The sequence below is a fragment of the Microvirga sp. KLBC 81 genome (assembly GCF_003075415.1).
GTDB lineage: Bacteria > Pseudomonadota > Alphaproteobacteria > Rhizobiales > Beijerinckiaceae > Microvirga.
In genome coordinates, this window is the sequence record NZ_QDAH01000051.1 from 16791 (window position 1) to 41633 (window position 24843).

At 60.5% G+C, this 24843-nt stretch carries 26 protein-coding genes; 16 read left to right on the forward strand and 10 right to left on the reverse strand.

Annotated elements, in window-relative coordinates; genetic code table 11:
* Nucleotides 1–186 precede the first annotated feature (186 nt).
* From DC522_RS23525 to DC522_RS36175, 3 genes are all read left to right on the forward strand, one after another.
* Complete coding sequence (locus tag DC522_RS23525; protein ID WP_116531047.1) at nucleotides 187–1383, forward strand: MFS transporter; 1197 nt, start codon at nucleotides 187–189, stop codon at nucleotides 1381–1383.
* A 464-nt stretch (nucleotides 1384–1847) separates the two neighbouring features.
* A complete protein-coding gene (locus DC522_RS23530) occupies nucleotides 1848–3188 on the forward strand; it encodes an epoxide hydrolase family protein (RefSeq protein ID WP_116531048.1) in 1341 nt (446 codons plus the stop codon).
* A gap of 100 nt (nucleotides 3189–3288) precedes the next feature.
* Nucleotides 3289–3732: an SDR family NAD(P)-dependent oxidoreductase gene (locus DC522_RS36175; protein WP_245444448.1), complete on the forward strand. Its 444-nt coding sequence runs from the start codon at nucleotides 3289–3291 to the stop codon at nucleotides 3730–3732.
* Between the two features lie 118 nt (nucleotides 3733–3850).
* Here the strand turns inward: DC522_RS36175 and DC522_RS23545 are convergent, their stop codons facing one another.
* Together DC522_RS23545 and DC522_RS36955 are read right to left on the reverse strand one after the other, a co-directional pair.
* Nucleotides 3851–4222 (reverse strand): response regulator, encoded by a 372-nt coding sequence (locus DC522_RS23545; RefSeq protein ID WP_116531050.1) that lies wholly within the window; start codon nucleotides 4220–4222, stop codon nucleotides 3851–3853.
* Between the two features lie 118 nt (nucleotides 4223–4340).
* Nucleotides 4341–4469 carry a hypothetical protein gene (locus DC522_RS36955; RefSeq protein WP_256369898.1) on the reverse strand — a complete coding sequence of 43 codons (129 nt, stop codon included), beginning with the start codon at nucleotides 4467–4469 and terminating at the stop codon, nucleotides 4341–4343.
* 475 nt (nucleotides 4470–4944) lie between these two features.
* On the opposite strand from DC522_RS36955, the gene DC522_RS23550 reads away from it, so the two are divergent.
* The 6 genes from DC522_RS23550 (at nucleotide 4945) to DC522_RS23580 (ending at nucleotide 11614) form a co-directional block, all read left to right on the forward strand.
* Nucleotides 4945–5619 (forward strand): type 1 glutamine amidotransferase domain-containing protein, encoded by a 675-nt coding sequence (locus DC522_RS23550; RefSeq protein WP_116531051.1) that lies wholly within the window; start codon nucleotides 4945–4947, stop codon nucleotides 5617–5619.
* Between the two features lie 217 nt (nucleotides 5620–5836).
* Nucleotides 5837–6577: a response regulator gene (locus DC522_RS23555; protein ID WP_116531052.1), complete on the forward strand. Its 741-nt coding sequence runs from the start codon at nucleotides 5837–5839 to the stop codon at nucleotides 6575–6577.
* The gene (locus tag DC522_RS23560) at nucleotides 6574–7893 is read left to right on the forward strand and encodes an ATP-binding protein (RefSeq protein WP_116531053.1); all 1320 of its coding nucleotides are present in this window, start codon (nucleotides 6574–6576) and stop codon (nucleotides 7891–7893) included. Before DC522_RS23555 ends, DC522_RS23560 begins: the two co-directional genes overlap by 4 nt.
* Before the next feature lie 365 nt (nucleotides 7894–8258).
* On the forward strand, nucleotides 8259–10025 hold the full coding sequence (locus tag DC522_RS23565) for a cytochrome c biogenesis protein DipZ (protein WP_116531075.1): 1767 nt from the start codon (nucleotides 8259–8261) through the stop codon (nucleotides 10023–10025).
* A gap of 81 nt (nucleotides 10026–10106) precedes the next feature.
* Complete coding sequence (msrA, locus tag DC522_RS23570) at nucleotides 10107–10775, forward strand: peptide-methionine (S)-S-oxide reductase MsrA (RefSeq protein WP_116531054.1); 669 nt, start codon at nucleotides 10107–10109, stop codon at nucleotides 10773–10775.
* Nucleotides 10776–11155: 380 nt separating this feature from the next.
* A complete protein-coding gene (locus tag DC522_RS23580) occupies nucleotides 11156–11614 on the forward strand; it encodes a DUF6130 family protein (RefSeq protein WP_116531056.1) in 459 nt (152 codons plus the stop codon).
* Between the two features lie 48 nt (nucleotides 11615–11662).
* Here the strand turns inward: DC522_RS23580 and DC522_RS23585 are convergent, their stop codons facing one another.
* The 6 genes from DC522_RS23585 to DC522_RS23605 form a co-directional block, all read right to left on the reverse strand.
* Entirely contained in the window at nucleotides 11663–12682 is a 1020-nt protein-coding gene (locus DC522_RS23585; RefSeq protein ID WP_116531057.1) for a purine nucleoside permease, read from the reverse strand.
* A gap of 419 nt (nucleotides 12683–13101) precedes the next feature.
* On the reverse strand, nucleotides 13102–13524 hold the full coding sequence (locus DC522_RS23590; RefSeq protein WP_116531058.1) for a cupin domain-containing protein: 423 nt from the start codon (nucleotides 13522–13524) through the stop codon (nucleotides 13102–13104).
* A 121-nt stretch (nucleotides 13525–13645) separates the two neighbouring features.
* The gene (locus DC522_RS23595) at nucleotides 13646–14935 is read right to left on the reverse strand and encodes an epoxide hydrolase family protein (protein ID WP_116531059.1); all 1290 of its coding nucleotides are present in this window, start codon (nucleotides 14933–14935) and stop codon (nucleotides 13646–13648) included.
* Nucleotides 14936–15277: 342 nt separating this feature from the next.
* Nucleotides 15278–15397: an ATP-binding cassette domain-containing protein gene (locus tag DC522_RS23600; RefSeq protein ID WP_116531060.1), complete on the reverse strand. Its 120-nt coding sequence runs from the start codon at nucleotides 15395–15397 to the stop codon at nucleotides 15278–15280.
* Nucleotides 15361–15597: a hypothetical protein gene (locus DC522_RS37100; protein WP_165820274.1), complete on the reverse strand. Its 237-nt coding sequence runs from the start codon at nucleotides 15595–15597 to the stop codon at nucleotides 15361–15363. The genes DC522_RS23600 and DC522_RS37100 overlap by 37 nt, the downstream gene beginning before the upstream one ends.
* A gap of 105 nt (nucleotides 15598–15702) precedes the next feature.
* Nucleotides 15703–16119, reverse strand: a complete 417-nt coding sequence (locus DC522_RS23605) for an organic hydroperoxide resistance protein (RefSeq protein ID WP_116531061.1) — start codon at nucleotides 16117–16119, stop codon at nucleotides 15703–15705.
* Between the two features lie 352 nt (nucleotides 16120–16471).
* Here DC522_RS23605 and DC522_RS23610 point away from each other — a divergent pair, with 352 nt between their 5' ends.
* Entirely contained in the window at nucleotides 16472–17524 is a 1053-nt protein-coding gene (locus DC522_RS23610) for an alpha/beta fold hydrolase (protein ID WP_116531062.1), read from the forward strand.
* A gap of 659 nt (nucleotides 17525–18183) precedes the next feature.
* Here the strand turns inward: DC522_RS23610 and DC522_RS23620 are convergent.
* Entirely contained in the window at nucleotides 18184–18549 is a 366-nt protein-coding gene (locus tag DC522_RS23620; RefSeq protein WP_116531064.1) for a hypothetical protein, read from the reverse strand.
* Between the two features lie 551 nt (nucleotides 18550–19100).
* A complete protein-coding gene (locus DC522_RS23625; protein ID WP_116531065.1) occupies nucleotides 19101–19553 on the reverse strand; it encodes a MaoC family dehydratase in 453 nt (150 codons plus the stop codon).
* 86 nt (nucleotides 19554–19639) lie between these two features.
* On the opposite strand from DC522_RS23625, the gene DC522_RS23630 reads away from it, so the two are divergent.
* From DC522_RS23630 to DC522_RS23660, 6 genes are all read left to right on the forward strand, one after another.
* A complete protein-coding gene (locus DC522_RS23630; RefSeq protein ID WP_165820275.1) occupies nucleotides 19640–20122 on the forward strand; it encodes a MarR family winged helix-turn-helix transcriptional regulator in 483 nt (160 codons plus the stop codon).
* A gap of 1 nt (nucleotide 20123) precedes the next feature.
* Nucleotides 20124–20732: a hypothetical protein gene (locus DC522_RS23635; RefSeq protein ID WP_116531067.1), complete on the forward strand. Its 609-nt coding sequence runs from the start codon at nucleotides 20124–20126 to the stop codon at nucleotides 20730–20732.
* A gap of 1057 nt (nucleotides 20733–21789) precedes the next feature.
* On the forward strand, nucleotides 21790–22440 hold the full coding sequence (locus DC522_RS23645) for a hypothetical protein (protein ID WP_133239354.1): 651 nt from the start codon (nucleotides 21790–21792) through the stop codon (nucleotides 22438–22440).
* Between the two features lie 66 nt (nucleotides 22441–22506).
* Complete coding sequence (locus tag DC522_RS23650) at nucleotides 22507–22890, forward strand: cupin domain-containing protein (protein WP_116531070.1); 384 nt, start codon at nucleotides 22507–22509, stop codon at nucleotides 22888–22890.
* A gap of 257 nt (nucleotides 22891–23147) precedes the next feature.
* On the forward strand, nucleotides 23148–23846 hold the full coding sequence (locus tag DC522_RS23655; RefSeq protein WP_116531071.1) for a transglutaminase-like cysteine peptidase: 699 nt from the start codon (nucleotides 23148–23150) through the stop codon (nucleotides 23844–23846).
* Between the two features lie 87 nt (nucleotides 23847–23933).
* Nucleotides 23934–24344 carry a hypothetical protein gene (locus tag DC522_RS23660; RefSeq protein ID WP_116531072.1) on the forward strand — a complete coding sequence of 137 codons (411 nt, stop codon included), beginning with the start codon at nucleotides 23934–23936 and terminating at the stop codon, nucleotides 24342–24344.
* Nucleotides 24345–24843 lie beyond the last annotated feature (499 nt).

A 24843-nucleotide genomic window follows, 5' to 3' on the forward strand; every position in this document is an offset into this window, starting at 1 on the left:
GGGCCACGCCAGTGACCCGAAGGACCGCGTCAGCGAAAAGGGAGCCCGGTTTTCCGCACAAGACGATGCGCTCCTCTCGAGAATGAGCATCGGATCGATCCCAAAGGTGCAAGTCCACTTTTGAGTCTGATGCTCCAGGCCTGGGAATTGCCGCTGTTCAGTAACCTTTTAGCACGGAGAATTCATGTGATCTCACCTCTGGTTTGGCTGGCGCTCGGCACCTTTACCGTCGGGACGGAAGCCTTCGTGATCGCAGGCATCTTGCCCGACATTGCCGCGGAAGCAGGGATTTCTGTCGCTCAGGGCGGAACTCTCGTCACCGCATTTTCCCTCTCCTATGCTTTCGGCGCACCTGTCCTTGCGACCCTGCTCGGCGAGGTCGACCGGCGCCGCATTCTGGCCGGTACGATGGTCCTTTTCGCGGCCAGCAACCTGGCCGCGGCCCTGACCTCCTCGTTCCTGGCTCTGCTCCTGGCTCGCGTGGTCATGGCACTATCTGCAGGCCTTTATGCTGCGACCGCACAGGCCACGGCCATTGCGCTCGCTCCACCCGAACGGCGTGCGCGCGCCATTTCCGTGGTGGTGGGCGGCACCACGGTGGCGGTGGCGCTCGGTGCTCCGATCGGCGCGCTGCTGGCGACCCTGACGGGCTGGCGGGGCACGTTCGCGGCCATCGCGGCCCTGAGTGCCGTCGCAGCAGTGGCTATTCTTCTCAAGATTCCCGCTCATCTGCGGGGGACACGCATCCCTCTGCGTGAGCGTGCAATGACGGTCGTGAAGCCCGGAATGCTGCCGATTCTGGCCACGACTCTCTTGGCCATGACCGGGGGCTTCAGCGTTTTCACGTATCTCGCGCCGCTTGCTGTCGACGGAACGGGATTGCCGGCAATGGTCATCCCGGGCCTGCTGCTTGCCTGGGGCGGTGGCGCCGCTCTCGGCAATTTCATCGGCGGCCAAGCCGCAGACCGGTATGGTGCGCGTGCCACCGCGATCTTCTCTCTTTTCGGCCTCAGCGTGATCCTGGCGATCATATCGCTGGCCGCCAAGCTCCTCAGTCCCACCATTGCTGGGCCGGTCCTCATTGTGCTGACCGTTCTGTGGGGGATCGCGGGCTGGATGCTGCTGCCGGCGCAGGCGAGCCGCCTTGTTGCGCTCCAACCTGCGAGCGCCCCCGTTTCGCTGTCGCTCAACGCCTCGGCTCTTTATCTGGGCGTGGCGCTCGGGTCCGTTGTCGGCGGCGCGGTGATCAATGTTGGAACGCCGGGTGACTTGGGTTGGACGGGAGCGGTCCCGACCCTCCTTGCATTCATGATCGTTCTCGCCACAGGACGGCTTCCCGCTCTCCGGAGGTCGCATCGTCTTTCGGAGGGTTCGTTGCCTTAACCCGGGCAGTGAAATCAACGGCGAGACACCCGGCAGCTCCCCGGGTGTCTCTGTTGTCGAAAGACTCGAGAAGCGCCGCCTCCGAGTCGAACGTCATACCGGCGTTACTTGAGGAATTCTGCTGTAGGGCGAGTATCAAGGTGGCAGCGGTTCAGGAACAGACGCGCGCATCCTGGCTCGTGCAGCGATCTCCTCCGCATCGGGCACACTGTGTTACAGCCTTCAGCTTCTTCAGGCGCCCTCACCCTTTGTGGCGTCGCTTCGGTGTTGCCACAGGCAAGCTGAAAACTTTGTACACTCATGTATCAAGCGCGCTGAAGCTGACTTTGTCTTACAGCTCCTGACCGGTCTGGAAACACGCGGGACACTTGGACCGGTCATCTCATGTCTCCGATGAAGGTTTCGCCCCGACGGCCAAGTTCGACTGGGCCGTCACGGCTCACTTTCTATTTTGGAGAATGAACATGTCGGCAATATCACTGCCGTCTACCCGGCGCAGCTTTCTAACCAGATCGGTGGCCGTGTTTCTTGCCACCTCGGCGGCAGGAGGTGCGGTCAGCTTGCTGCCCACGCCGCTGGCCGCAGCACCCACAACTCTGAGCACGGCGGCCGATGATACCGCGGTCCGTCCCTTTGCCTTCCATGCGCCCCAAGCCGCGCTCGATGAGCTTCGCCGGCGCATTGCCGCCACGCGCTGGCCCGAAAAGGAGACCGTCGCGGATTCGTCGCAGGGCGTGCCGCTCGCGACGATGGAGGAACTCGCGCGCTATTGGGCAACCGATTACGATTGGCGCAAGGTCGAAGCGAAACTCAATGCGCTACCGCAATTCATTACTGAGATCGACGGGCTGGACATTCACTTCATCCACGTCCGTTCGAACCATCAGAATGCGCTGCCGGTGATCATCACGCATGGTTGGCCGGGCTCGGTGCTCGAGCAGATCAAGCTCATCGGGCCGCTGACCGATCCGACCGCGCACGGCGGGAAGGCCGAAGACGCCTTCGATGTCGTCATCCCGTCGATGCCCGGCTACGGCTTCTCCGGCAAGCCGACGAGCACCGGCTGGGGCCCTGAGCGCATCGCGCGAGCCTGGGCGGAGCTGATGAAGCGCCTCGGCTACACCCGCTACGTCGCCCAGGGCGGCGACTGGGGTGCTTTCGTCGTCGACCAGATGGGCTTGCAGGCACCGGCGGGATTGCTCGGCATTCACACCAATATGCCTGCGACCGTTCCCGCTGACGTCGACAAGGCGCTCCTGGCCGGCGGCCCGGCGCCATCGGGTCTCTCCGCTGACGAACAGCGCGCCTATGAGCAGCTGGTGAGAACTTTCAAGCAAGTCGACTACGCCAGGTTGATGGGGTCGCGCCCGCAAACCTTGTACGGCATTGCCGATTCACCCGTCGGCCTCGCCGCTTGGCTTCTCGACCACAACGACGCTGATGGCCAGCCGGCAGCGGCGGTCGCCACGTCTCTGAACCGGACTACGAGCACCACGGGCGAACTGACGCGGGATGAGATCCTCGACAACATCACACTCTACTGGCTGACGAACACGGGTGTCTCTGCGTCGCGTCTCTATTGGGAATACAAGGGTGGCTTCTTCGACGCCAAGGGTGTCTCCATTCCGGTGGCGGTGACTGTCTTCCCCGGCGAACAATATGAGGCTCCGCGGAGCTGGACCGAGCGGGCCTACCCCAAGTTGATCTATTACAACCGAGTTGAAAAGGGCGGCCATTTCGCCGCCTGGGAGCAACCGATGATTTTCGCTCAGGAACTGCGGACGGCGTTCAGATCGCTCCGCTGAGCGAGGGGACGCGGACGGTTTCCTCCCCGTCTTCCCGCCGTCCGCGTCCTCATCCTCGAGTGTCACAGGTGTAAAGCACAGAAACCGACGGAGATTCGTCATGGATCTGCAGATCAGAGGCAAGAAGGCATTCGTCACTGGATCAAGTGCCGGCATTGGGCTTGAGATCGCCCGAAAGCTCGCCACCGAGGGGGCCAGCGTCATCATTTCCGGCCGGGATCAGGCCAAACTCGAACAGGCGGTAGACAGCATTCGCTCGCATAACGTTAACATGGGGGAGCTCACGGTGGCCTCGACCGCTGGCGATCCGTCATCCTTGGGGAAGCGACGATCGTCACGGGCGGGAACTCTGGGGCCTCAAGGGCCTGATCCAGGATCCGAACCCGCGCCGCATGACCGTGCCTCTTATCTGTGCGGCCCCGACACAGGCCTAATCTGGATGTCCTGCTGGTCTCGATCGATATCAGCGAGGTGCGGTTTACCGAGGATCTCTCGTACGGGCGGCGGTCTGTCGCGTGTAATGACGAGCGCCCCGGCGCTTTGAGTCTGATCCGTCATAATCACTTCATGCCGACGGAGCATGGGGCGTGTGGCGAACCGCGGTTCGTCAGCCTTCCTGCCTGACCGCCCCATTCGACCGGGCTCATTGTGCGCTTCTCTGGCTATTGTTGCGAAGCCGAAGATAGGGCACCAAGAATGGCTTCGAACGCCGTGGGGGGCATCGGCTGCTTCAGGACGATGTCGCCTCGTGACGAGATTCGGGTCTCGGCGCCGGATATGACGGCCGCTCTGTTCTGGTGCGTCTCGTGATATTCGTCGGCAAGGATCCAGCCGTCGATCAGGCCGGGCAGAGTGGCCCGGGTGTAAAGCCAGTCGATGGGGCGTCTCCAGTCGCGCAGCGCCAGGAAGGCTCGCTCTCCCGTTTCCGCCGTGATGACGTCATGGCCGCGGGCCCGCAGGCAATGTGCGAGCCTTTCCCGGAAGTCCGGGTTATCATCTGCGATGAGAATACGTTGTGGGTTGGCGGCGTTCATAGTGTTTCTCCGCAATGAGCCGACGATCCTCGGTCTGCTCGAATCCGCTTCCTCGGCATGTCATCGACTCTGGTCTTCACCATCTGGAGGTGACCGGTCTGAGCTTGGTGCTCGCATGTCAGTGCATCATCAGGCTGACGATCAGCCAGGCCACGTAGATTGCCACCACAATCAATGCCTCAAGGATGCTTACTGGGAATGGATGCATTTCGGGGGCCTTTGCGGTCGTCCGAACATTGCGTGTCATGACAACCTCCTGGTCCGACCGACTGGCGACGGGAACAACTTAATGGCGTTTGTCGCGTCATAGAATTCCCGACGCTGGCACGAGACCCTTACGCAAGGAGGAACAATCGCGGAGGGCGCTGTCTTCAAGGATCCGCGCCTCCCATGACGGATTTGCCAGGGGCGATCATGAGCCTGCGCCGGCACTGATGGCTGCGATCGTGGGCGGCTCAGACAAGGATCTCGGTCCTGTCGATTGGATCGCTCCATTTTTCCGCTGAGGGGAACGGTGAATGCCGATCCTTAGGCATTCCCGGGAGCGGCGGCACGGTTTAGGATTGTCCGTGTTCCAATGACTTGCCGCGCTTGGCCCGAAACCTCCAAGCGGACCATCCGAGGAACCGTGCAATGGCTTTGAGAGGTTATTCGACTGATCGGGACCATTGAAGCACGGCCTTGTCAGTCAGTTAGATGCGATCCAACCAAGGAGTACGCCCATGAAAATCCTGATGGTGCTGACCTCGCATGATCAGCTTGGCAATACTGGCAAGCCGACCGGCTTCTGGCTCGAGGAATTCGCCGCGCCCTACTATGTCTTCAAGGACGCCGGCGCCGAGATCACCGTCGCCTCGCCCAAGGGCGGCCAGCCACCGATCGATCCCAAGAGCGACGAGCCCGGCAACCAGACCGAGGCCATGGCGCGGTTCAAGAACGATCCAGAGGCGCAGGAGGTCCTGGCGAACACCGTCAAGCTCAGGGACGTCAGGGCGGATGACTACGACACCGTCTTCTATCCGGGCGGACACGGCCCGATGTGGGATCTCGCCGATGATCCGACTTCGATCGCCCTGATCGAGGCGATCTACAATGCCGGCAAGCCCGTCGCCGCCGTGTGCCATGGGCCAGCCGTCCTACACCGTGTGTCCTATCAGGGTGAGCCAATCGTCAAGGGCAAGCGCGTCACGGGATTCACCAACTCCGAGGAGGAGGCCGTCCAGCTCACCAATGTCGTGCCATTCCTCGTCGAGGACGAGCTGAAGCGGCTCGGAGGACGCTATGAGAAGGCTGGCGACTGGGAAAGCTTCGTCACTGTCGACGGCCGCCTGATTACCGGTCAGAACCCCGCCTCGTCGAGTGCGGCCGCTCAGGAGCTCCTCAAGGTCCTCCGCTGATGCGGAACTCTCCCGTCGGCCCGCGATCCCGGGCCTCCGGTGCCGCTCATCGGTGCCAACGTGAGCCGGCGGAGGCAAGGGACTGACGGGAAGTTTGTCAGCCTCTGTAACGGTCAAGTGAGCAGATACATACTGATACAAATCTCTCAAAGCAGGTGGATTTATATCATCGACCGAACTGTTAAAGCGAGTTGGGCCCAATCTGAGGGTGATGGATATGGAGCATGCAGACCACATCCTGATCGTTGATGACGACCGAGAGATCCGGGAACTTGTTTCCGGCTACCTGAAGAAAAATGGCCTGCGTGTGACTGTCGCTGCGGATGGGCGGCAAATGCGGTCATTTCTCGAAGCCGACAGGGTGGACCTAATCGTCCTCGATGTGATGATGCCTGGCGATGATGGGCTCGTGCTCTGCCGTGAGCTCCGGGCGGGCAAGCACAAATCCACGCCGATCCTGATGCTGACCGCGCGGAGCGATGAGACCGACAGGATCATCGGCCTTGAGATGGGAGCCGACGACTATCTGATCAAACCCTTCGCCGCACGCGAACTGCTCGCCAGGATCAAGGCGGTCCTCCGCCGCACCCGCATGCTGCCGCCGAACCTTCAGGTGACGGAAGTCGGGCAATTGCTGACTTTCGGCGCATGGCAACTTGATACGACAATGAGGCATCTCCTCGACAAGGACGGAACCGCTGTTGCGCTGAGCGGCGCTGAATACCGCCTGCTGCGCGTCTTCCTCGACCATCCGCAACGGGTCCTCTCCCGCGATCAGTTGCTCAATCTGACCCAAGGACGCGAAGCCGAACTGTTCGACCGCTCGATCGACCTGCTCGTCAGCCGGCTGCGACAGCGCCTTCGCGACGACGCACGCGAGCCAGCCTATATCAAAACCGTTCGCAGCGAAGGTTATGTCCTCGCCATGCCGGTTGAGATCACCACGGCACGACCATGAACGCAATCGGCTGGCTTCGCAGGCTTTTTCATCTTCCGCGGACCCTGCGGTGGCGGCTTTTTCTCATCCTCTTTGCCGGACTGGCAGCCGCGCACGCCCTTTCCTTCGGCGTGTTGTTTCTCGAGCGCTACATGACCGCCAAGACGATGATGCTTGGCAATCTGGAAAAGGACGTCGGCACCTCGATTGCCCTGCTCGATCGCCTCCCCGCGAACGAACGCCCTCAATGGGTCGCCATGCTGGAACGGGGGAACTACCGATATGAACTCGGTCCAGGTCTCCCCGGTGTTCCCGAGCTCAGCGCTCTGGGCACCGAGATTGCCGAAACCATCAATGAGGCGGCGGGACGGCGCTTTCCGGTCACGGTTGAAACCATTCCCGGCAGCCCGCAACGCTTACAGGCCCATGTGACGCTCAGCGACGGCACGCAAGTGACGATCGACCTAAGGCCAAAGATCATGCCTCTCGCGGCGTGGCTTCCCTATGTTCTGATCGCACAGCTGCTGCTTCTCATTCTTTGCACCTGGTTTGCGGTGCGTCTGGCGATCAGACCCCTTCTTCGGCTCGCCGATGCAGCCGAGGCATTGGATCCCAGCAAGAAGGCGGATCGGCTGGAGGAGACCGGCCCGACCGAAGTCGCCTATGCCGCGACGGCATTCAACGCCATGCGGGACCGGATCGCCCATTACCTGGAGGAGCGCGTGCAGATCCTCGCCGCCATTTCCCACGATCTTCAGACTCCTATTACGCGCATGAAACTTCGTGTCGAGATGGCGGAGGAAAGTCCGGAAAAGGAAAAGCTGATCAGCGATCTTTCGGAAATCGAGAGGCTCGTGCGCGAGGGTGTGACCTATGCCAGAACAGCCCATGGCACCGGCGAGAAGCCGGCGCGTATCGACATCGGTTCTTTCGTCGAAAGCATCGTCTTCGATTATCAGGACACTGGAAAGGCCGTGACGGCTCCGAAGACGATCGACGCCGTGGTGGTGACGCGGCCACATGCACTCCGGCGCATCGTTACGAACCTCATCGATAACGCGCTCAAGTTCGCCGGGGAAGCAGAAGTCGACGTCGGGAGAACACCTGAGGGACGAACCCGCATCACCGTGCTCGATAATGGGCCGGGCATTCCCGAAGGCCAGCTCGAGGCTGTCCTGCAGCCATTCTATCGGCTCGAACAGTCCCGCAACCGCAATACCGGTGGAACCGGCCTCGGACTGGCCATAGCTCACCAGCTGGCATTGGCAATCGGCGGCTCGCTCAATCTCAAAAACAGGCCTGAAGGGGGACTTGCCGCCGAGATAATCCTCGGTTGATCCCACCGTTGTGCACCACCGGAACGACAGCGGCACTCATGAATTCGTTGGTCTTAAGTGGTCGAGGGCTGGTGCCTGGTCGTCCGCCCGGCCGCCGAGTTCAAGACAGCCATCCTTGTGCATGGTGTGTTCGCCGACACCGCGGGGCGCAGGGTCACGGGTATTATTGCTGTAGATCGAGACATCGTGTCGACCGGTCGGCAATCATTGACCCGCGATAGACGGATGGGTGGCTTCCCCTACACTTGGTTACAATTCTGCCCCGCCAAAAAACATGCCGGATACTTTGTGCTGATCACATGCGCATGAAGTTCAAACACCGGCCAAATCAATGCTCTGCATTGGCCGCACAGAAGGGATCAGCCATGACATTGTTTGTCGCTTCTTATCTGGCGGGAGTGCTGACCATCGTCAGCCCCTGTATTCTTCCAATCCTACCGTTCGTCTTTTCCCGGGCAGGCCAGCCCTTCGCCCGCAGCGTTCTGCCGATGCTGGCCGGCATGGCGGCCACCTTCGCCGCTGTCGCGACGCTCGCTGCCGTGGGCGGAGGCTGGGCGGTGCACGCGAACGAGATCGGACGCTCTGCCGCCATTGTGCTGCTGGCCGTGTTTGGCGTGACTCTCGTCTCATCACGCGCTGCCGCAGTCCTGACCCGTCCGATCGTTGCCCTCGGCGGTCGGCTGTCTGGTACAGCGGCTACGGACAAGCCGAGTGTCGGCGGATCGCTTCTGCTCGGGGCTGCGACGGGCCTGCTTTGGGCGCCCTGCGCTGGTCCGGTCCTGGGATTGGTCCTGACAGGAGCCGCTCTCCAGGGAGCCAATCCGCAGACGTCTTTGCTGTTAGGGGCCTACGCCGCTGGCGCGGCGACATCCTTGGCGCTGGCAGTCTTGGCAGGTGGACGGGTATTCGCGGCCATGAAACGCTCTCTTGGTCTCGGCCATCGCATTCGGCAGGGCGTGGGCGCCGCCGTTCTCGCGGGCGTTGCGACCATCACCCTCGGCCTCGACACCGGACTTCTGACGCGCCTGTCCTATGCGAGCACAGCCGGGATCGAACAATCCTTGCTGGACCGGGTTCATGATAACTCCGACGCAGCCTCAACAAATTCCGCAGGCCCCAGCATGAGGCTGGCCGCAAACGACGCTCGCCAGGGCTACCGCAGCAACCTGCCGATCGAGGGTACGTTTCCATCTCTTGATGGTGCCGTGCAATGGCTGAATTCCGAACCGCTGACCGCTCAGCAACTACGCGGCAAGGTCGTCCTCGTCGACTTCTGGACGTACTCCTGCATCAACTGCATTCGCACAATCCCCTACGTGCGGGCCTGGGCTGAGAAGTACAAGGATCAGGGACTCGTTGTGATCGGCGTTCACGCACCTGAGTTTGCTTTCGAGAAGAAGATCGACAATGTGAAGCGCGCGATCCGGAACTTTGAGATCACCTATCCGGTAGCAGTCGACAACGATTTCAAGATCTGGCGCGCATTCAGGAACAATTATTGGCCTGCTCACTACTTTATCGATGCGGAGGGGCGGATCAGGCACCATCACTTCGGTGAGGGTGACTACGAGGAGTCGGAGCGGGTCATCCAGCAGCTGCTGGCGGAAGCGGGAAGCCGAAAGGACGACAGCGGCTTCGTGACGCCGGACGCGCAGGGCGCGGAAGCCGCGCCGGATCTTGCCCGCGTCCGGTCCGGCGAGACGTATATCGGCTACATGCGGGCGTCAAATTTCAGTTCACCCGAACAGGTTGGCGCCGACCAGGCGCAGGACTACACCGCTGGACAGTTGCGGCTCAATGAATGGGGCCTGGCCGGGAACTGGACGGTCGGGGCCGAGCAGGCTGCGCTTAATCAGTCCGGAGGGGCCATCTCCTACAAGTTCCGCGCGAGGGACTTGCATCTCGTTCTCGGCCCCGGTCCGGACGGCAAACCGGTGCGGTTCCAGGTAACCGTCGACGGCAAAGCCCCGGGAGCAAACCATGGAGCGGACATCGATACAGCGGGGAATGGGATGGTTTCGGAAACCCGGCTCTACCAGCTGGTTCGTCAGGACGGTGACATACGCGAGCGCACCTTCGAAATCCGGTTCCTCGATGCCGGCGTCGAAGCCTACGTGTTCACGTTCGGCTAAGGAGGAAACACAGTGCTTATTGACGATCGGCATCTTGCCACTCCTCGCCGGAGATCGAGCAAAGCGGTTGTTTTTGGCGCAATGCTCGGACTTATCGGCTTTGCCATCGTCGGCCGGGTACCGTCGGCCGCGGAGGCTTTGCGACTGGCGCCAGCTGCCCTGGTCGACGTACCCAAGGAGGGCGGCTTGCAGACGGCCGTTCTTGCCGGAGGCTGCTTTTGGGGTATCCAGGGTGTGTTTCAGCATGTCGAGGGCGTCGTCAGCGCAACATCCGGATATGCCGGAGGAAGTGCAGAGACTGCCAGCTACGAGCAGACAGAAACCGGGCTGACTGGCCACGCTGAAGCGGTTCGTGTCGTGTTCGATCCTCAGAAGATCAGCTATGGGACGCTGCTCCGCATATTCTTCTCGGCCGCCCACGACCCAACGCAGCTGGATCGTCAAGGGCCAGACATTGGTCCGCAATATCGCTCCGCGATCTTTCCTTTGGACGAACAGCAGGCGAAAGTCGCAAAAAGTTACATCGAACAACTGGACGAGGCCAAATCGTTCAACTCAGAGATTGCGACGACGGTTGAGCCCGGACGATCTTTCTATGTGGCAGAGCGCTATCATCAGGACTACATGTACAACAATCCCGGCCAGCCTTACATCGCCGTCCATGAGCGGCCGAAGATCGAAGCCCTGAGGCGTCTCTTCCCTGCCCTCTACCGGGCGCAACCCGTGCTGGCTGCGGGACGCGCGGGCTGATCTGGAGCGCGATTGAATGCGGCGTCACTCGCCGACACAGGTGTGAGGCTGTGCATGGAATTCACGAGAGCGGCGCTGCATCCCGGTGCAGCGCCGTTTGCCGTGTGAAGCCGATCGGCTTTCCTTCTACATGGCGATACAGTTTTTGGGGTATCCGAACACACTTGAGATACGAGCGCGCGTCAGTCTCACCGAAGGTTTGAGGAAACAGCGGCCGCGAGACCGGGTCACCACGCGAGAGCCACTCGCTCATAAGTGAAAAGGTGTCTCCCGAGACACGGCTGTTCGGCCTCCCTCTGACCACGTCTATGGGCATGTCCGTCACGGGCTCGTCCATGAGGCATAAGGATTTCCTAATTCAATCCGAAAGAGACAATGCAATGACCATGCTCATCAAGACGCTTGCCGCAGCCGCGGCGACCGCCGTGCTCGCCACGAGCGCCCTCGCCCAGAGCGCCGGGGATGCCGGCAATCCTCCTGTGTTCTTTCCCATCAAGAACGAGCCCGCACCCAAGCTGATCGTGGATCCCCCACTTGCCGAACCGCTGGCCCGGGGCGCCGTCCTCATCCCGTACCGGACGGAGAACTTCCGCATCTTGCCGGTGTTCGGGGCAGCTGCCAGCAATGTCTCTCCACGGGTCGGGCATCTGCACGTCACCGTCGACGATTCGCCTTGGCGCTGGGCGGATACGGGGAATGCTACCAATACCATCGTTGTGGTTGGGCTGCCGCCCGGCCAGCACAAGGTGAAGATCGAATTGGCCAGCCCTGAGCATCAGGTCTTCACCGGACAGACGGTGACGTTCACCGTACCCGAGGCTGGATCTCACAAGCACTAAAGCATCCGCCTCGTGGCCTCTCGACGAGCACGGGCTCCGATGCAGCCTTTACTGCCGTGGCAGCGGAGGAACGCTGTTCTTCCACTCCGCCCAATGGGACACAATGTGATCCACCATCCTGCTTCCCACCGCGGCGATGTTGTCGACGGTCTCGGCGAAGCCGCCCGCCGTCTGGCCTGGGGCCGGATCGAGATGTTGAAGCGTGGTCTCGTTGGGATTGCCTTGGTCGAAGTTCACCGCTCCCCGCAAGCTCAGGAGCCTTCGGTCCCCCAGCGTCCGCTGGATTACCTGGGCGATGCCGGCCACCTCCATCTCGGTGATGAGGTAATCATCCGCTCCGTAGAGCTTGGCGATGTACTGCGCCTGAGCTGACATGCCGGGGCCGTGAAAGAAGGTGTCGCCCGTCACATGGGTGCCGGTCTTCACCGTAGGAGCCCGCCGGGCCGCCTCCTGCGGGTAGCGCATCCGATAGGATCGCGCCGACTCTGAGTCCTTCAGGTTCGTCTTGCTCGTGAGGTGCATCGCCCAGCCGACGAGATCGGGATTGAGCTGGAACAGCCGGACCTTCTCATAGCCCTTGCGCGGCATGAAGGTCGGGGCACCAGGTTGTCCCTCCTCCGGAGCCCAGCGATGGCCAAGATCGTAGTCGACCAGCCAGGTCGCCCAGCTGACATCTGCGATGGTCCCACGCTCGGGCGGCGTGCCGGCGACCCCGCTGATGATGAAGTAGGCTTGTGACATGTCGAACTGCGGGTTCAGGATGATCGCCTGCACCGACGCCGATGACGCGACCTTGCCCATGCCGAGAACGGATCCGCAGACACCCTCATCGTTGCAGTACACCGGGTTGATGGCCCCTTTGACACTGATCGGCTTGCTCTGGCTGAAGTAGCGCTCGTACCAGTGCTGGAACTCGCCGGCCCGGTCGCCGGTGTTCTGGCCGATCTCGAACATCGAGCCGATGAACACTTTCACCTTCACGGGCTCATCGGCCAAGGTCGGCGAGATAGGAGTGAAAGCGGCGAGAGCCACGGCAGCGGCGATTGCTGCAAACTTGCGGACTGACATCAGGAAACCCTCCTTGCATGGTGAGCCTCACGGATAAACACTTCTCCAACCCGAAGTTAAGGCAGAAGAACGCGCATCTCACCAACCTTTGAGCAGGCGATGGCGGCGTTTCTTCGAACGATCCTCTCAGGCATAGTTGTCTCCGTTGCACGCAACGACTGCATGATGAACGCGGGCCCAAGGGCATCGGCCCCAAAAGTGGATTCTACTTTTGGGGCCGATGCTCATTCTCTGGAGCAGTGCATCGTGCGGAGAACCGGGTCCACTTTTCGCTGACGCGGACCTCCGGTTCCCCACGATGCGCTAGCGTGCTGCTGATCTTGCGACCAGAAGCGGATGTCCGGTTATACATTGGCAACGATGTCAGGAACCTTTCATGGGCGAGGAAAGGCACTCGGGCCGGACGAGGACCGTATCGCTCACTTGATCGCCACGAGCGGCTTCCCTTTCTCGACTAGGTACGTGGCGAGCTCCGCCGCATTGTCGCTGCCGACGTTCCTTGCCGCGTGGGGCGTTCCAGCCGGGATGAACAAGGAATCGCCGGCCTTGAGCGTGACCGGCGGCTTACCCTCGAACTGATATTCCAGCGAGCCTTCGAGGACATAGGCGACCTCTTCGCCCGGATGCGTGTGCATTCCGAACGCCGCCCCCGGGGCGAAGTCGACACGCACCTGGATGACCTCGCGTCCGGGCTGGCCGAGATCGTGCCGCAGGACCTCGGTGCGCCCGATGCCTGAAGGCCGTGCCATCTGGTTTTCTGGCTGCTGCGCCTGCGCCAGCTGCAGCGTCAATCCGCTGCCGAAGAACAGCACCGCTGCCGCAATCATTCGAGTCGTTTTCATGTGGATCTCCTTTCGTCCTTCAAGCATGCGTAATCGAAGCCATGCGTCGTCTGGCAATTCCGGATCAGGGTTCAGAACGGGCGTCACACCAGCGATCCCGACTTAGCCTTGACGACCATGGCTAACGGAGCGATCGGAACGCGGCCCTGAGCTCGGCGCTGAAGAGTTCCGGCTGTTCCCAGGCGGCGAAATGACCACCCTTGTCGACCTCGTGGAAGTAGATCAGTTTGCGATAGGCGCGCCGAGCCCATGTCTCCGGGGCTCGATAGACCTCCCCCGGAAAGACCGTGATCGCCACCGGCAGCGAGATCTCGGCGGCCTTCTCCGCGGTCGCGGACAAGATGTTGGACTTGTTCTCCCAATACAGCCGTGCGGCCGAGGTCGCGGAGTTCGTCAGCCAGTACAGCGAAATGTCGTCCAGGACCTCGTCTGGGGTCTTTTCCGGATCGCTGTGGCTATAGGTCCATTTCGCGAAGCCCGGATGCCCGAGCATCCACGCCGCGAGACCCGCCGGAGTATCCGTTATGGCGAAGCCGATCGTTTGCGGCCGCGTACCCATCATCACAGCATAGGACCTGTTCCCCATCTTCGAGAAGGCGCTGAGCTCGTCGAAGGTCGCGCGTTCCTTCTCGGATAGTCCCGCCGGCGCAGGCCCACCGGCGGCCAGTGCCTGGTCCACCTCGGGCGGGATCGTCGCCGGCAAGTTGATATGGATGCCCAGCAGACCAGTCGGCGCATGGCGTGCCATCGCGCTGGAGACAGGCGAGCCCCAGTCGCCGCCCTGGGCGACGTAGCGGGTGTAGCCGAGGCGCTTCATCAGCTCCGCCCAGGCTCGCGCGATGCGCTCAGGGCCCCAGCCGGTGTCAGTTGGCTTGCCGGAGAAGCCGTAGCCGGGCATCGAGGGGAGAACGAGATCGAAGGCGTCCTCCGCGCGGCCTCCGTGCGCGGTCGGATCGGTCAGCGGGCCGACAGTCTTGAGCAGCTCGAACACCGATCCCGGCCAGCCATGGGTCATGATCAGCGGAAGCGCGTTGGGATGCTTCGAGCGAACGTGAACGAAGTGAATGTCGACGCCGTCGATCCTGGTCATGAACTGCGGCAAGGCATTCAGCTTCGGTTCCGCCTTCCGCCAGTCGTAGCCGGTGCCCCAATACTCGACGAGCGGCTTGATCTTCGCGAGCTGTATGCCCTGCGACTTGTCGTTGACCGTCTCCTGGTCTGGCCACCGTGTCGCAGCGATTCGGCGCCGAAGCTCATCGAGCTCGGCTTGGGGTACGTGGACGGTGAAGGGGCGAATTGTGGTGTCGTCGGCTGCTTTCGCCAAGTCCGTGGGAAACAGGCTCAACGCACCCGCAGCAGCAGAGGCAGCCAGGAGGTCGCGCCGGCTCAGGTGTGATGATGGTGCCATCATTGATCTTCTCCATAGCAGCGAAGTGGACTGAGTAGGCCTGCACCGAACACCACTGAGACGAATTTTAAGCTGAGGCGATATCGGTGCGAATACGCACTGTCGGACAGACACTCTTTCGGGCACGCAAGAGTTGAGACTCAATCGCTTCTTGGGTTTTCGGCGATGGAATCCACATCCATGAAGCCGGCAGGGAGGCCTCATTCGGGGGTAGCGTCGCTTTCACCAAGCTGGCGTTGGCCAGAGGCAGTTACTTGGCAAAAAGCGCTACGATCGCGGGCAGTTCCCGCGGGTCACTATCCCAGGCACACGGTGCCGCGGCAAGCGCTAACACCACAATGGCCGCTACGAAAAAGCGCATTGAGCTTCCCTTCCTCTGTCGATGAGCACTGAACCGGAGGTTGGCTCCACCAATCGGGTGACATGCCTCAGCAGCGGGGATTTTCCGCTGCCAGAAGTTCCCATGAGAATGAAAATCCTACCCTTTGAATTTTGAGATCCACGTCGGCTACTGCCAGCGGTCCGGGTTCCTGGTAGAGTTCTCCCAGGTTATGAATTCCGATTAGGCCGCTGGAAGAAGAGTGCATCTCGGGCAAGAACCATTCGTACGGGTCGATCAGGCTGATTGTTTTGTCGGTAAATGCAGCATTCACCCGGTCGTCCATTGTCTCGGTAGTGACGGGTAGCTCAGCAGATTACCACTCGAAACCTCAAACGAATCCGCGGACGGAGCCGACATTGCACATGTCGGCTCCACAAATCGCCGTCACTTAGACGAGCGCGATCGCAACGTCGATGTTTCCGCGCGTGGCCTTGGAGTAAGGGCACGTCTGGTGTGCATCGTCGACAAGCGCCTGCGCAGTCGCAGTGTCGATGCCCGGCAGACTCACGTTGAGACGGGCCTGGAGGAAATAGGCGTCGCCAGTGTGTCCAACGTCAACCTCCGCGTAGACCGCGTGGTCCTCGGGAAGAGCGATCTTCCTCTTGCCTGCCGCGATGCCTATCGCGCTGAGGAAGCAGGCCGACCACCCGGCTGCAAAGAGCTGCTCCGGATTGGTGCCGCTCCCCGTACTCCCGAAATGGGACAGCTTGATATCAAGACGGCCGTCGTCGCTGCGGGACGCGCCGTCGCGGCCGCCGGACGTGCGGGTCTTGCCTGTATAGAGCACCTTTTCAATTTTCGTCATGGTGTAGGCTCCTTTGCTGTGACGCTGTTGGTCGTATCTTCAGCGAAGCCGACAAATGTCCGGTCCAAGTATCCGGCATGTTTTCAGATCGGCTCAAAATGTAAGCCATCGTCGCTTTCAGGGGATCTGATACAAGATCTTACAAAAGCTCCTGCATCGCCAATGGCGGCGCCGAAACTTGAACGTTCTCGGCTATTCTCCGACAAGCAAATTCAAAAGGATCATATCTGTATCCCAGTGTATCTATCCGGCTCGTTGGTACACGATCGTTCAAAACTCCGCTGCGGGAACACAGTGGAGACACATTGACGTCGGTTTCTGTGCCTCCGATTCATCAGCGGGAGAGAAATGGATGACAGAGGAAATCAACCATCTACGCCGGCGCTTGGTGGGGGCGGCAGCGTTGACCGTTGCGGCTACTCAGCTCGAGGTTATGGATGTCGCGCAAGCTCAACCGGCCAACCAGGCGCCGCCCCGTCTTCTGGCGGTCACGCCGGGCACGAACACGTCGTTCGCCTCGCTCAAGCAGATCGGCGCAGGCGTCCTGAATGTCGGCTATGCAGAAGCCGGCCCGGCCGATGGCGCCCCGGTGATCCTCCTGCACGGCTGGCCCTACGACATCCATACCTATGTGGATGTGGCGCCGCTGCTCGCCGGTGCGGGTTATCGGGTGATCGTACCGTATTTGCGCGGGTATGGCACCACGCGCTTCCTGTCGGACGACACGCCCCGAAACGGCCAGCAATCGGCGATCGCCGTGGACGTCATCGCCCTGATGGACGCTCTCAGGATCGAGAAAGCCATCATCGCGGGTTGCGACTGGGGTGCACGGACCGCCAACATCCTGGCGGCACTCTGGCCGGAACGGTGCAAGGCAATGGTCTCGGTGAGCGGCTATCTGATCGGCAGCCCTGAGCTCAACAGGATGCCCTTGCCGCCCAAGGCCGAGCTGCAATGGTGGTATCAGTACTATTTCGCCACGGAACGCGGCCGCGCCGGGTACGAAAAATACCGGCATGATTTCGCCAAGCTGATCTGGCAGATCGCCTCGCCGAAGTGGAACTTCGATGATGCCACATTCGATCGCAGCGCGGCGGCATTCGAGAACCCGGATCATGTCGCGATCGCGATCCATAACTACCGCTGGCGGCTTGGATTGGCCGATGGTGAGCGTCAGTATGACAAACTGGAAAAGCGGCTCGCCGAGTTCCCGATGATCGGCGTCCCGTCGATCACGCTGGAAGGGGATGCCAATGGCGCACCACATCCAGACCCGGCGGCTTATGCGAAGAAATTCTCGGGCAAGTATGAACATCGGCTGATCACCGGCGGTATTGGCCACGACCTGCCGCAAGAAGCGCCGCAGGCCTTTGCTCAGGCCGTGGTGGATGTTGATCGCGCCTGACACGCAGACGGCAGTCACCATGGCTGCACTCGCCGGCGTCTTAGCGCCTCGTGCGGAACCGAAGGTCCGCGTCAGCGACCCGAAGGGCCACGCCAGTGAAACGTGGTCCGGTCTTCCGTGCAAAACGATGCGCTACTCTATGGAGGAAGCATCGGACCCAAAAGTGCATTCCGCTTTTGGGTTCGAGGCTCTAGGTGATTATTGATCACTTACTTCCGAATCGCGGGCACCGGCGCACAACCCGACAAACAAAGAGGCAGGGGTCAAGCGAAGCCCTTTTGCATAAACTTGCCAAGTACAGGAGGTAGTGTCTGTCGAGCCAGGCGAGCAGGCTCCACATTCCGCTTTCCGGAGTGAAGTCAACAGAACCTCGCCTGGGTTTAAGGGCTGATAGACCCTGACGCGTCCTTGAACTCAGCGTCGTTCTTCGGTCGATGCGTCTCCGAGGATCGCTCCAGTCACATCGTTGGGCGGAAATTGACCATCTGACCAACTTCTCAGCATCAGCACCGTCGAGGCAACGTTCACGAACGCTAAAATGATAATAATCAGTAGGACGATTCTGTGCCCTGCATGACTTCCCTCATCCCTGTTCTGAAAGCCACCCCCGTATGTAACGTTAGCTCTGTTCGTCGCAGAAGGTAGCCGAGCGTTACCTTTCAACAAGACACGAGATCCGGTTGCGCAGTGCATTGGGAACCCCCTTGCCTCGACGGGTTATAGCCGTCACTGAGTGCGAGGCTTCTTCCGATCTTTGTTTCAGCAATAGCCGCAAGAGCACTATCCGGTGAAGTCGCCTGTATGCTGCGCACCAAGATGCTCAACTCCGCCAATACGGCTGCTGGGTAGAGCGTATTATCGGTTCTGAGCATCCGGTTCATACCATTGTCAGACATCCCATGTGTCTCGACAGATTGTGTAGAGTATGAATCGGTGCGCGAGACTGACGATTGATCGGCGCGGGTGATTGTCATGGCCGCCGTCTCCACAAGGCGGCTGCGGCGGTGATTAATCTCGTCAGACATACATCTCTCCACTGGCTTAATCCCTGCGAGAGATGATCGACCTCAAGTATCTCCTTTGTGTCTCAAGCCACCGAAATTGAATGCTGGTGCAGCTTTAGAGCGCCAGGACACATTAACTATCTATTTTCTAGGGCCGCCAACCTGGAGCAGATCCGCGAGATCCGCGTGCCTCGAAGCGGCTTATCCAAATGTGCACCAAGCACGTTAGAATTCATCGGCAGCGGCGATCACGGTCGGCTGGTCCAAGACGAACCTGGAACCGGACTAGTCCCTCAAACTCGCTAGCAGGCTTTTGTCTCTAACCTGAGCACGCGGGTCGGATTGTTCCCAGTTCTGAAAAACTGTCTCTTCGACAGAGTGGCTAATCGTCTGCCCGCTTTGTCGATATCTTCCTGATGCGTGATCCGGCCTGCGGCAGCCACTCCTCGTCGGCGAGAAGTTCCCTGTAACGCTTGCGTTCGAAAATGCCGGCCCTGTTGCCGTCGAGGCATGGGTCGAGGACAAGCCGACCCGACGTTGAACAATGCCCGTGTGGGCCTCCTACCGACCCTTTATACGGATGGACGGCGCAGGACGGGCAGACTGGCAATCTGGATCTGCACCGGTTCATGATGCTGGTTGAGTGTGGTCGTGCGCACCTTGATCAAGCCCTGGGTCGGACGCGACTTTGATGGCCGCACGTCCAGCACCTCGCATTCGAGGCGCAACTCGTCTCCTGGTCGAACCGGGTGTGGCCATCGGAGTTCATCAAGCCCGGCGCCAACGATGCCGTCTGCGGGCTTGAGATCGCTGTCGACAAGGAGCCGCATTGTAAGGGCACCCGTATGCCAGCCGCTGGCCGCCAGTCCCTGGAAGATCGTCTGTTGGGCAGCCGTCTCGTCGAGGTGGAGCGATTGCGGATCAAATTCGGCGGCAAACCTCGTGATTTGCTGTCTGTCGACGACAGCGCGGCCGGAGCCAAAGGTCTGCCCGACAGCGAAGTCCTCGAGATATCTTTCAGTCATTGGCAAACCGCAGCCCAGTTGACATGAGTGTATATGCGCTTGCTTTGCGTGCATATGCACCCATGTCATGCGAAGAACCTTTCCCGATGGCCACAGCGAGCGACTTCCGCCCCGAGGATTGCAATTGCCTCTCGCTCCGCCAGGCGACGCGGCATGTCACTCAATTCTACGACCGGTTTCTAATGCCGGCAGGGCTACGCACCACCCAGTTCTCGATACTGAGCAAGCTTCAGCGCATGGGTCCGACTTCCATCAACGCGCTGGCCGAAGCGATGGTGATGGATCGCACGACGCTCGGGCGCAACATTCAGCCTCTTGACCGGGAGTGCCTTATTGCCGTGCGGCAAGGACGGACCGACCGCCGCAGCAAGGAGCTGCATGTTACGGACAAAGGGGCCGCACTGCTTGAGGATGCGACCAAGGCCCGGGCCGAAGCCCAGGCCCGGTTCGAGGCCATCTTCGGCGGTGAGCGTTCGTCGAACCTGCGGGCGCTCCTGCGGGCTGTCACGGCCAGTGAGTTCGGGCCGATGGCCGAGGGTCGGCCCGACGCAACGCTCGAAGAGGGCTGACATGACCACGCCCGCCGCCGTGACGCGAGACAAGATTCTGTTTCTCGCCACCGGTCTGGCAGGTTCCTTCCTCGTGAACCTGTCGGCGCAGTTTCCCTCTGCCAATATCGTGGACATTCAGCAGGGACTTTCCTCCACTCCCGACGAGGCCTCCTGGATTCTGACCGTCTACATCATGGCCAGCTTCGCCGGTATCGTCACCTTGAGCCTGTTCATCAGGGCATTGCGCGTCGGCCGCTATATGGTCGTCGGCACTGGCATTCTGAAGCCCGCAGACCTTCCAACCGCCCCGCTTGTTTTGAATGTGAGCACGATCAGTGGCGCGACCCCGGGCGTCGGCCTCGTCTCCCGCTTTGTCGCGGAGCGTCAGAAGCTCCACGCCAGCGTCATCACCGAAAACGCGTCGCTCTACCACGCCTTCGATGTCGACCGGATCACGAGTTTTGCCGGAGCTTTCGCGGCACCGCGGGAGGCATGGGTTCTTGCGTTCAATGACGCCTGCCTCGTCATTGCCGTCGTGTCGACGCTCGGTATCGTCGCAGCCCTCGCAATGGGCCGTTCGTCGCCATTGCCTCGCCCGTGCAGAACCACACAAGGAGAAGCGCCATGAAGTTGCTGAGTGCCGGATTGGGCAGCTTGCTCGTCACGGGAGTCGTATTCGCCGCCGCCTCGGCCACGATCTCACCAAGCAGGGTGTCTACCAGATGAACAAGCATGCACCGGATCTTCAGATGGCAAGCTGCCGCGAAACGTCCCTGTGCCCCGAACTCCGCGCTGACGAAATCGGGCAACGCATTATTCGAGCTTACATTCGGCTTGTATTCGAAGCCGAAAAGACCATTGGCTTTCGTACTGTGACGGTGACGCGCTTGGGTCAGCTTGAAGTCCGGCTGACCGAGATAAGAAGAACTATTCCTCCCAGCGCAATAGTCTCGTGCCGGTTTCGGAGATTCTGCAACGCAAGGAGATCCGCTATTTTGCCCCTTGCCGTCATACGCTGCGCGGAAACCTCCATTGAGGCTGCGCCGCAAGCTTTGGACGCAGCGTTTCGCTATGATCGTCAAGGGTGGAAGACTTCTCCATTTCCGCCGGGAGACAGGAAGTATGCGGTGTGAGGACCTGAGATCGATCGTCGAGCGCCAGTTCGTTCGGGGCGCAACAGTTGATGAACCGCGGGTCGTCATGGAGGACCTGCGGGCCTTATCGCGCCAAAGCTTGCTGGCCGATTTCGCTGAAGGAAGAATTCGGGCCATCGTAGCCGGTGGCTCGCGGCCCGATGGCCGCAGCCAATTTCCTCCGACAGACCTCTGTCGCGGTGATCGCAGGGGAGCAACGGGCAGGCAGTCACATGCCAATACCCGATTGCACTGAGGAAGCGCAATTCACGGCATGTCGCAAACCGGCCGCTCTGATGAACTGGCAGCCAGGACCCGACCTTCACCGGCTATGAAGGCATCCATTCCTTGGACTTCAAAAGGGAAGGCAGAGCGTATCCCTGCTATTGTGTTTGTCCATTGCGTTACAGGAGACCCGCGACAACAGGCAATCCAAGATCTGCGACACTCTGGAAGGCAAAGTCGCAAGAACGTGACGACTGGGTAACGTCAAAGGATGCCAAATGTGTGCAGGCAATCTGGCTTTCAGCAAGCGGGTTCGAGGACGTTATCATGCTATTGATTGGTTCCATTCTGACACGCATCGCACGGCTTGAACGTCACTCTCGCGTGGCAGGCAAGATGTCGTGGTCCGTGCATCGCCAAAGGCCTCGAGTCGCCGGCGGCAACATTCGTCCGCGTGCAAAGAGATTTCTGACGCTCGACATCACGATCCCGAACTCGGGCGAGACCCGTTCCTTCGGATTGTATCTGATGCCGCATCCCTCCTTCTGGCATGGCACACGAATTTACGGGGCAACAGTCATTGATCAGACCTCCACCGCCTATTCCGCCCGGTTCATCACGGATGGCCGCCATTGTCTGATCGTCTTTGTTGGCGACACAAGAGGCACAAGCCTGGAATTCGAGATGAAGCCCTGGTCCTGCAGGATTGCGGTCGCCGGTACGCTTCCGAACGCTGTGGCATCCTCCGACGACAACGCCGCGACCTCCACCTGCGTCCAGCAGTACTATTCCACGGCGCGATCCATCATTGATGCGGAACACCCGACAACCCGGTCCGACATCAACCGGATCCGCCGGCGCGTCGCCAAGCTCCTTCACCCGGATCTTGGCCCGGCTATGGAGGTCGCCTGTCGCGCCCGTGCCATGGCGATGATGAATGCGGAACTGGACGAGTTGGGCTCCCGGTTCGCAGCCTGAAGGATGGACCAAGCATCGAAGCCCGATCAGCCGCATTCCGTCTTGCTACGACCAAGGGAGAATGCAATGGCTATCGCGCCCGACGGATCAGAGGTTCGCATCCTGCGCGGCTTGGAGCGTGGAGGATTAGCCACGTTTCTGCTTCCGCCGAAAGCCGTCTCACGCGCCATTGCCCACCACACCGTTGATGAAGTCTGGTACTTCCTGTCCGGCCACGGTCGCATGTGGCCTCAGCGGGACGACTACGATGATGTCGTGGAGGTCGCGCTCGGATTTTCGATTACGATGCCGCTTGGCACCAAGTACCAGATTCGCTGCGGCCGCCACGAACCTTTGGTCGTGATCAGTGAGACCATTCCCGCTTGCTCTGGGCCGCATGAGGCTCATTTCGTCGAGAGTCCACGGACACCTACCGTCGGATCCAAGGCGAGTCTTGACCAGGGATTGTAGGGCTTGGCGTCGTCCGCCTGCCTCAGGGCACGAAAAGAAACAAGTCCGTATTGTTATGACGGCATCCTGAAGCGAAGCTTAGCGACGGTGACGGGAGTTGGCTCTGCAGGTTTGCAAGGCTTTCCTGTGATTTTTGCCAGCGGTTACGGTCTTGCTAAAAGATACAGATCGGTTTACTTGTGCCTCCATACGATACAAACCTGTATCGTTTAGGGCTCGACCGAAAGGCCGGATCCTCACCTGCTACGGAGGCTCACATGCCCTGGATCGTCAGAGGAAAGTACGAGCGTAGCCCCGCCGCTGAGTCTAACGCCGCTTCCCGCGGGGAGCTTGTCTGGCTTCTGCGGACGGTCGCGATCACCACCCTTCTGCTTCTCGCCCTCGTCCATGGCTCGCATGCCAGCGCGGCCGAGACCCGTCATCTCGACGCGACCTGGATTCCGGTCGCGGACGGGAGCGCCCAGCCAACTGTTGCCTGGAGTGAGTTCTGCGAGCGGAGCCCTGGCGAGTGCGCCGTCGATCCGGCCGAGCCTGCCACGATCCAACTCGATGAGCGCGCGTGGAATGCGATCACAGCGATCAACAAGCGGGTCAACGCCACCGTGTCTCCGCGTGAGGACATGGATCACTGGGGCGCGATCGACCGCTGGGACTACCCGGATGATGGCTATGGTGATTGTGAGGACTACCAGCTTCTCAAGCGCCGCCTGCTGGTCGAAGCCGGCCTGCCGCGTCGCGCCCTGCGCATGGTCGTGGTGCTGGATGAATTAGGGCAGGGTCATGCCGTGCTAGCCGCCCGCACCGATCGGGGGGACTTCATCCTCGACAACAAGCGAGATGCCGTCCTGCCGTGGCATCAGACCGGGTACGTCTACATCAAGAGCGAAGGCGACATGAGCCTCGCATGGGTCTGGCTGCGCAATCAGGTCGTCGTGACATCAGCAGTCGACAGGTAATCAAGATGCCATCGGCAGCAGGCGATCCAATGAATTTCGCAGCGATAGCCCTCGGCACTTTCGATATCGCATTTGGAGAGACCAACAATGTTCATCCCCGCAGTTGTACAGTTCACCAACACAGTCGCAGAGCAAGCATGCGTCGACTACCCTCTCTTGTCCGATCTCTGCGCCGATGAGATCGAGCAGCGCATCGTCCGGGCCTATATCCAGCTCGTGTTTCAGGCGGTTGACACAGACAGCTCGCGATCTGTTGTCGTGATGCGGCTCGGGTCGCTTGAGGTCCGCCTCGCCGAACTGCGTCTGCCAGAAGCCAATCATGGCCTGCCGCCATTCTGGATCGAGGTCTTCGACTGGCCGCACCAGGCATCCATCGACAGTATCGGATGCTACGAGTTCGGCGAGGACGAACTGGCTGCTGCTGTCGCGATGATCGTGAGCGCAGCGCATGAAGCCGATACCCGGATCGGCACAGCTGCGCCGCCGTTACACGAGTGAGGAAAAGCCTATGGACCGCGACAATGACCAAGGCTCCTTCTGGGCGTCCGCTACTGCAGTGCTTGTGCTGATGCTCGTGATCGGCGGACTTTATCTGCCACTGTTTCTCTAATCCTGCCGCGACGGGTCAACTGACCCCGTTACCCGTAGTCCCGAAACTCGGCTGCCGCAAAGTAGCCGGGTTTTGTCACTGGCGCTCCATCTGGGCAAGCCATGTTCAAGTTATGACGCCGCTGGCTTGTTTCAGTCGTTGAACGCTGAGCGTTAGAGCCTCGGACGTGAAAAGTGGACTTGCCCTTTTGGGATCAATCCGATGATCCGTTCATAGAGCAGCGCATCGTTCGATGCTCTCATTGTAGGAGAAAGCATCGGTGGCCTGCCCCATGAAGGTGATCCGGGTGTGATGTTAATTCAGGGTTGGGTGGACCTGCCGCCATATGTGATCCACGACCTATGCAACTTTCCGGGCTTGATGAGTTTGTTGGGCGAAGGCGTTCGG

Coding starts and splice junctions, on each gene's coding strand:
- DC522_RS23620 (WP_116531064.1), bottom strand. CDS start 18,549: ATGTCTGACGAGATTAATCACCGCCGCAGCCGCCTTGTGGAGACGGCG.
- DC522_RS23555 (WP_116531052.1), top strand. CDS start 5,837: ATGGAGCATGCAGACCACATCCTGATCGTTGATGACGACCGAGAGATC.
- DC522_RS23545 (WP_116531050.1), bottom strand. CDS start 4,222: ATGAACGCCGCCAACCCACAACGTATTCTCATCGCAGATGATAACCCG.
- msrA (WP_116531054.1), top strand. CDS start 10,107: ATGCTCGGACTTATCGGCTTTGCCATCGTCGGCCGGGTACCGTCGGCC.
- DC522_RS23595 (WP_116531059.1), bottom strand. CDS start 14,935: ATGATGGCACCATCATCACACCTGAGCCGGCGCGACCTCCTGGCTGCC.
- DC522_RS23565 (WP_116531075.1), top strand. CDS start 8,259: ATGACATTGTTTGTCGCTTCTTATCTGGCGGGAGTGCTGACCATCGTC.
- DC522_RS23650 (WP_116531070.1), top strand. CDS start 22,507: ATGGCTATCGCGCCCGACGGATCAGAGGTTCGCATCCTGCGCGGCTTG.
- DC522_RS23660 (WP_116531072.1), top strand. CDS start 23,934: ATGTTCATCCCCGCAGTTGTACAGTTCACCAACACAGTCGCAGAGCAA.
- DC522_RS36955 (WP_256369898.1), bottom strand. CDS start 4,469: ATGACACGCAATGTTCGGACGACCGCAAAGGCCCCCGAAATGCATCCA.
- DC522_RS23655 (WP_116531071.1), top strand. CDS start 23,148: ATGCCCTGGATCGTCAGAGGAAAGTACGAGCGTAGCCCCGCCGCTGAG.
- DC522_RS23645 (WP_133239354.1), top strand. CDS start 21,790: ATGCTATTGATTGGTTCCATTCTGACACGCATCGCACGGCTTGAACGT.
- DC522_RS23625 (WP_116531065.1), bottom strand. CDS start 19,553: ATGACTGAAAGATATCTCGAGGACTTCGCTGTCGGGCAGACCTTTGGC.
- DC522_RS23600 (WP_116531060.1), bottom strand. CDS start 15,397: ATGGGAACTTCTGGCAGCGGAAAATCCCCGCTGCTGAGGCATGTCACC.
- DC522_RS23585 (WP_116531057.1), bottom strand. CDS start 12,682: ATGTCAGTCCGCAAGTTTGCAGCAATCGCCGCTGCCGTGGCTCTCGCC.
- DC522_RS23530 (WP_116531048.1), top strand. CDS start 1,848: ATGTCGGCAATATCACTGCCGTCTACCCGGCGCAGCTTTCTAACCAGA.
- DC522_RS23610 (WP_116531062.1), top strand. CDS start 16,472: ATGACAGAGGAAATCAACCATCTACGCCGGCGCTTGGTGGGGGCGGCA.
- DC522_RS36175 (WP_245444448.1), top strand. CDS start 3,289: ATGGATCTGCAGATCAGAGGCAAGAAGGCATTCGTCACTGGATCAAGT.
- DC522_RS23590 (WP_116531058.1), bottom strand. CDS start 13,524: ATGAAAACGACTCGAATGATTGCGGCAGCGGTGCTGTTCTTCGGCAGC.
- DC522_RS23560 (WP_116531053.1), top strand. CDS start 6,574: ATGAACGCAATCGGCTGGCTTCGCAGGCTTTTTCATCTTCCGCGGACC.
- DC522_RS37100 (WP_165820274.1), bottom strand. CDS start 15,597: ATGGACGACCGGGTGAATGCTGCATTTACCGACAAAACAATCAGCCTG.
- DC522_RS23605 (WP_116531061.1), bottom strand. CDS start 16,119: ATGACGAAAATTGAAAAGGTGCTCTATACAGGCAAGACCCGCACGTCC.
- DC522_RS23630 (WP_165820275.1), top strand. CDS start 19,640: ATGGCCACAGCGAGCGACTTCCGCCCCGAGGATTGCAATTGCCTCTCG.
- DC522_RS23550 (WP_116531051.1), top strand. CDS start 4,945: ATGAAAATCCTGATGGTGCTGACCTCGCATGATCAGCTTGGCAATACT.
- DC522_RS23635 (WP_116531067.1), top strand. CDS start 20,124: ATGACCACGCCCGCCGCCGTGACGCGAGACAAGATTCTGTTTCTCGCC.
- DC522_RS23580 (WP_116531056.1), top strand. CDS start 11,156: ATGACCATGCTCATCAAGACGCTTGCCGCAGCCGCGGCGACCGCCGTG.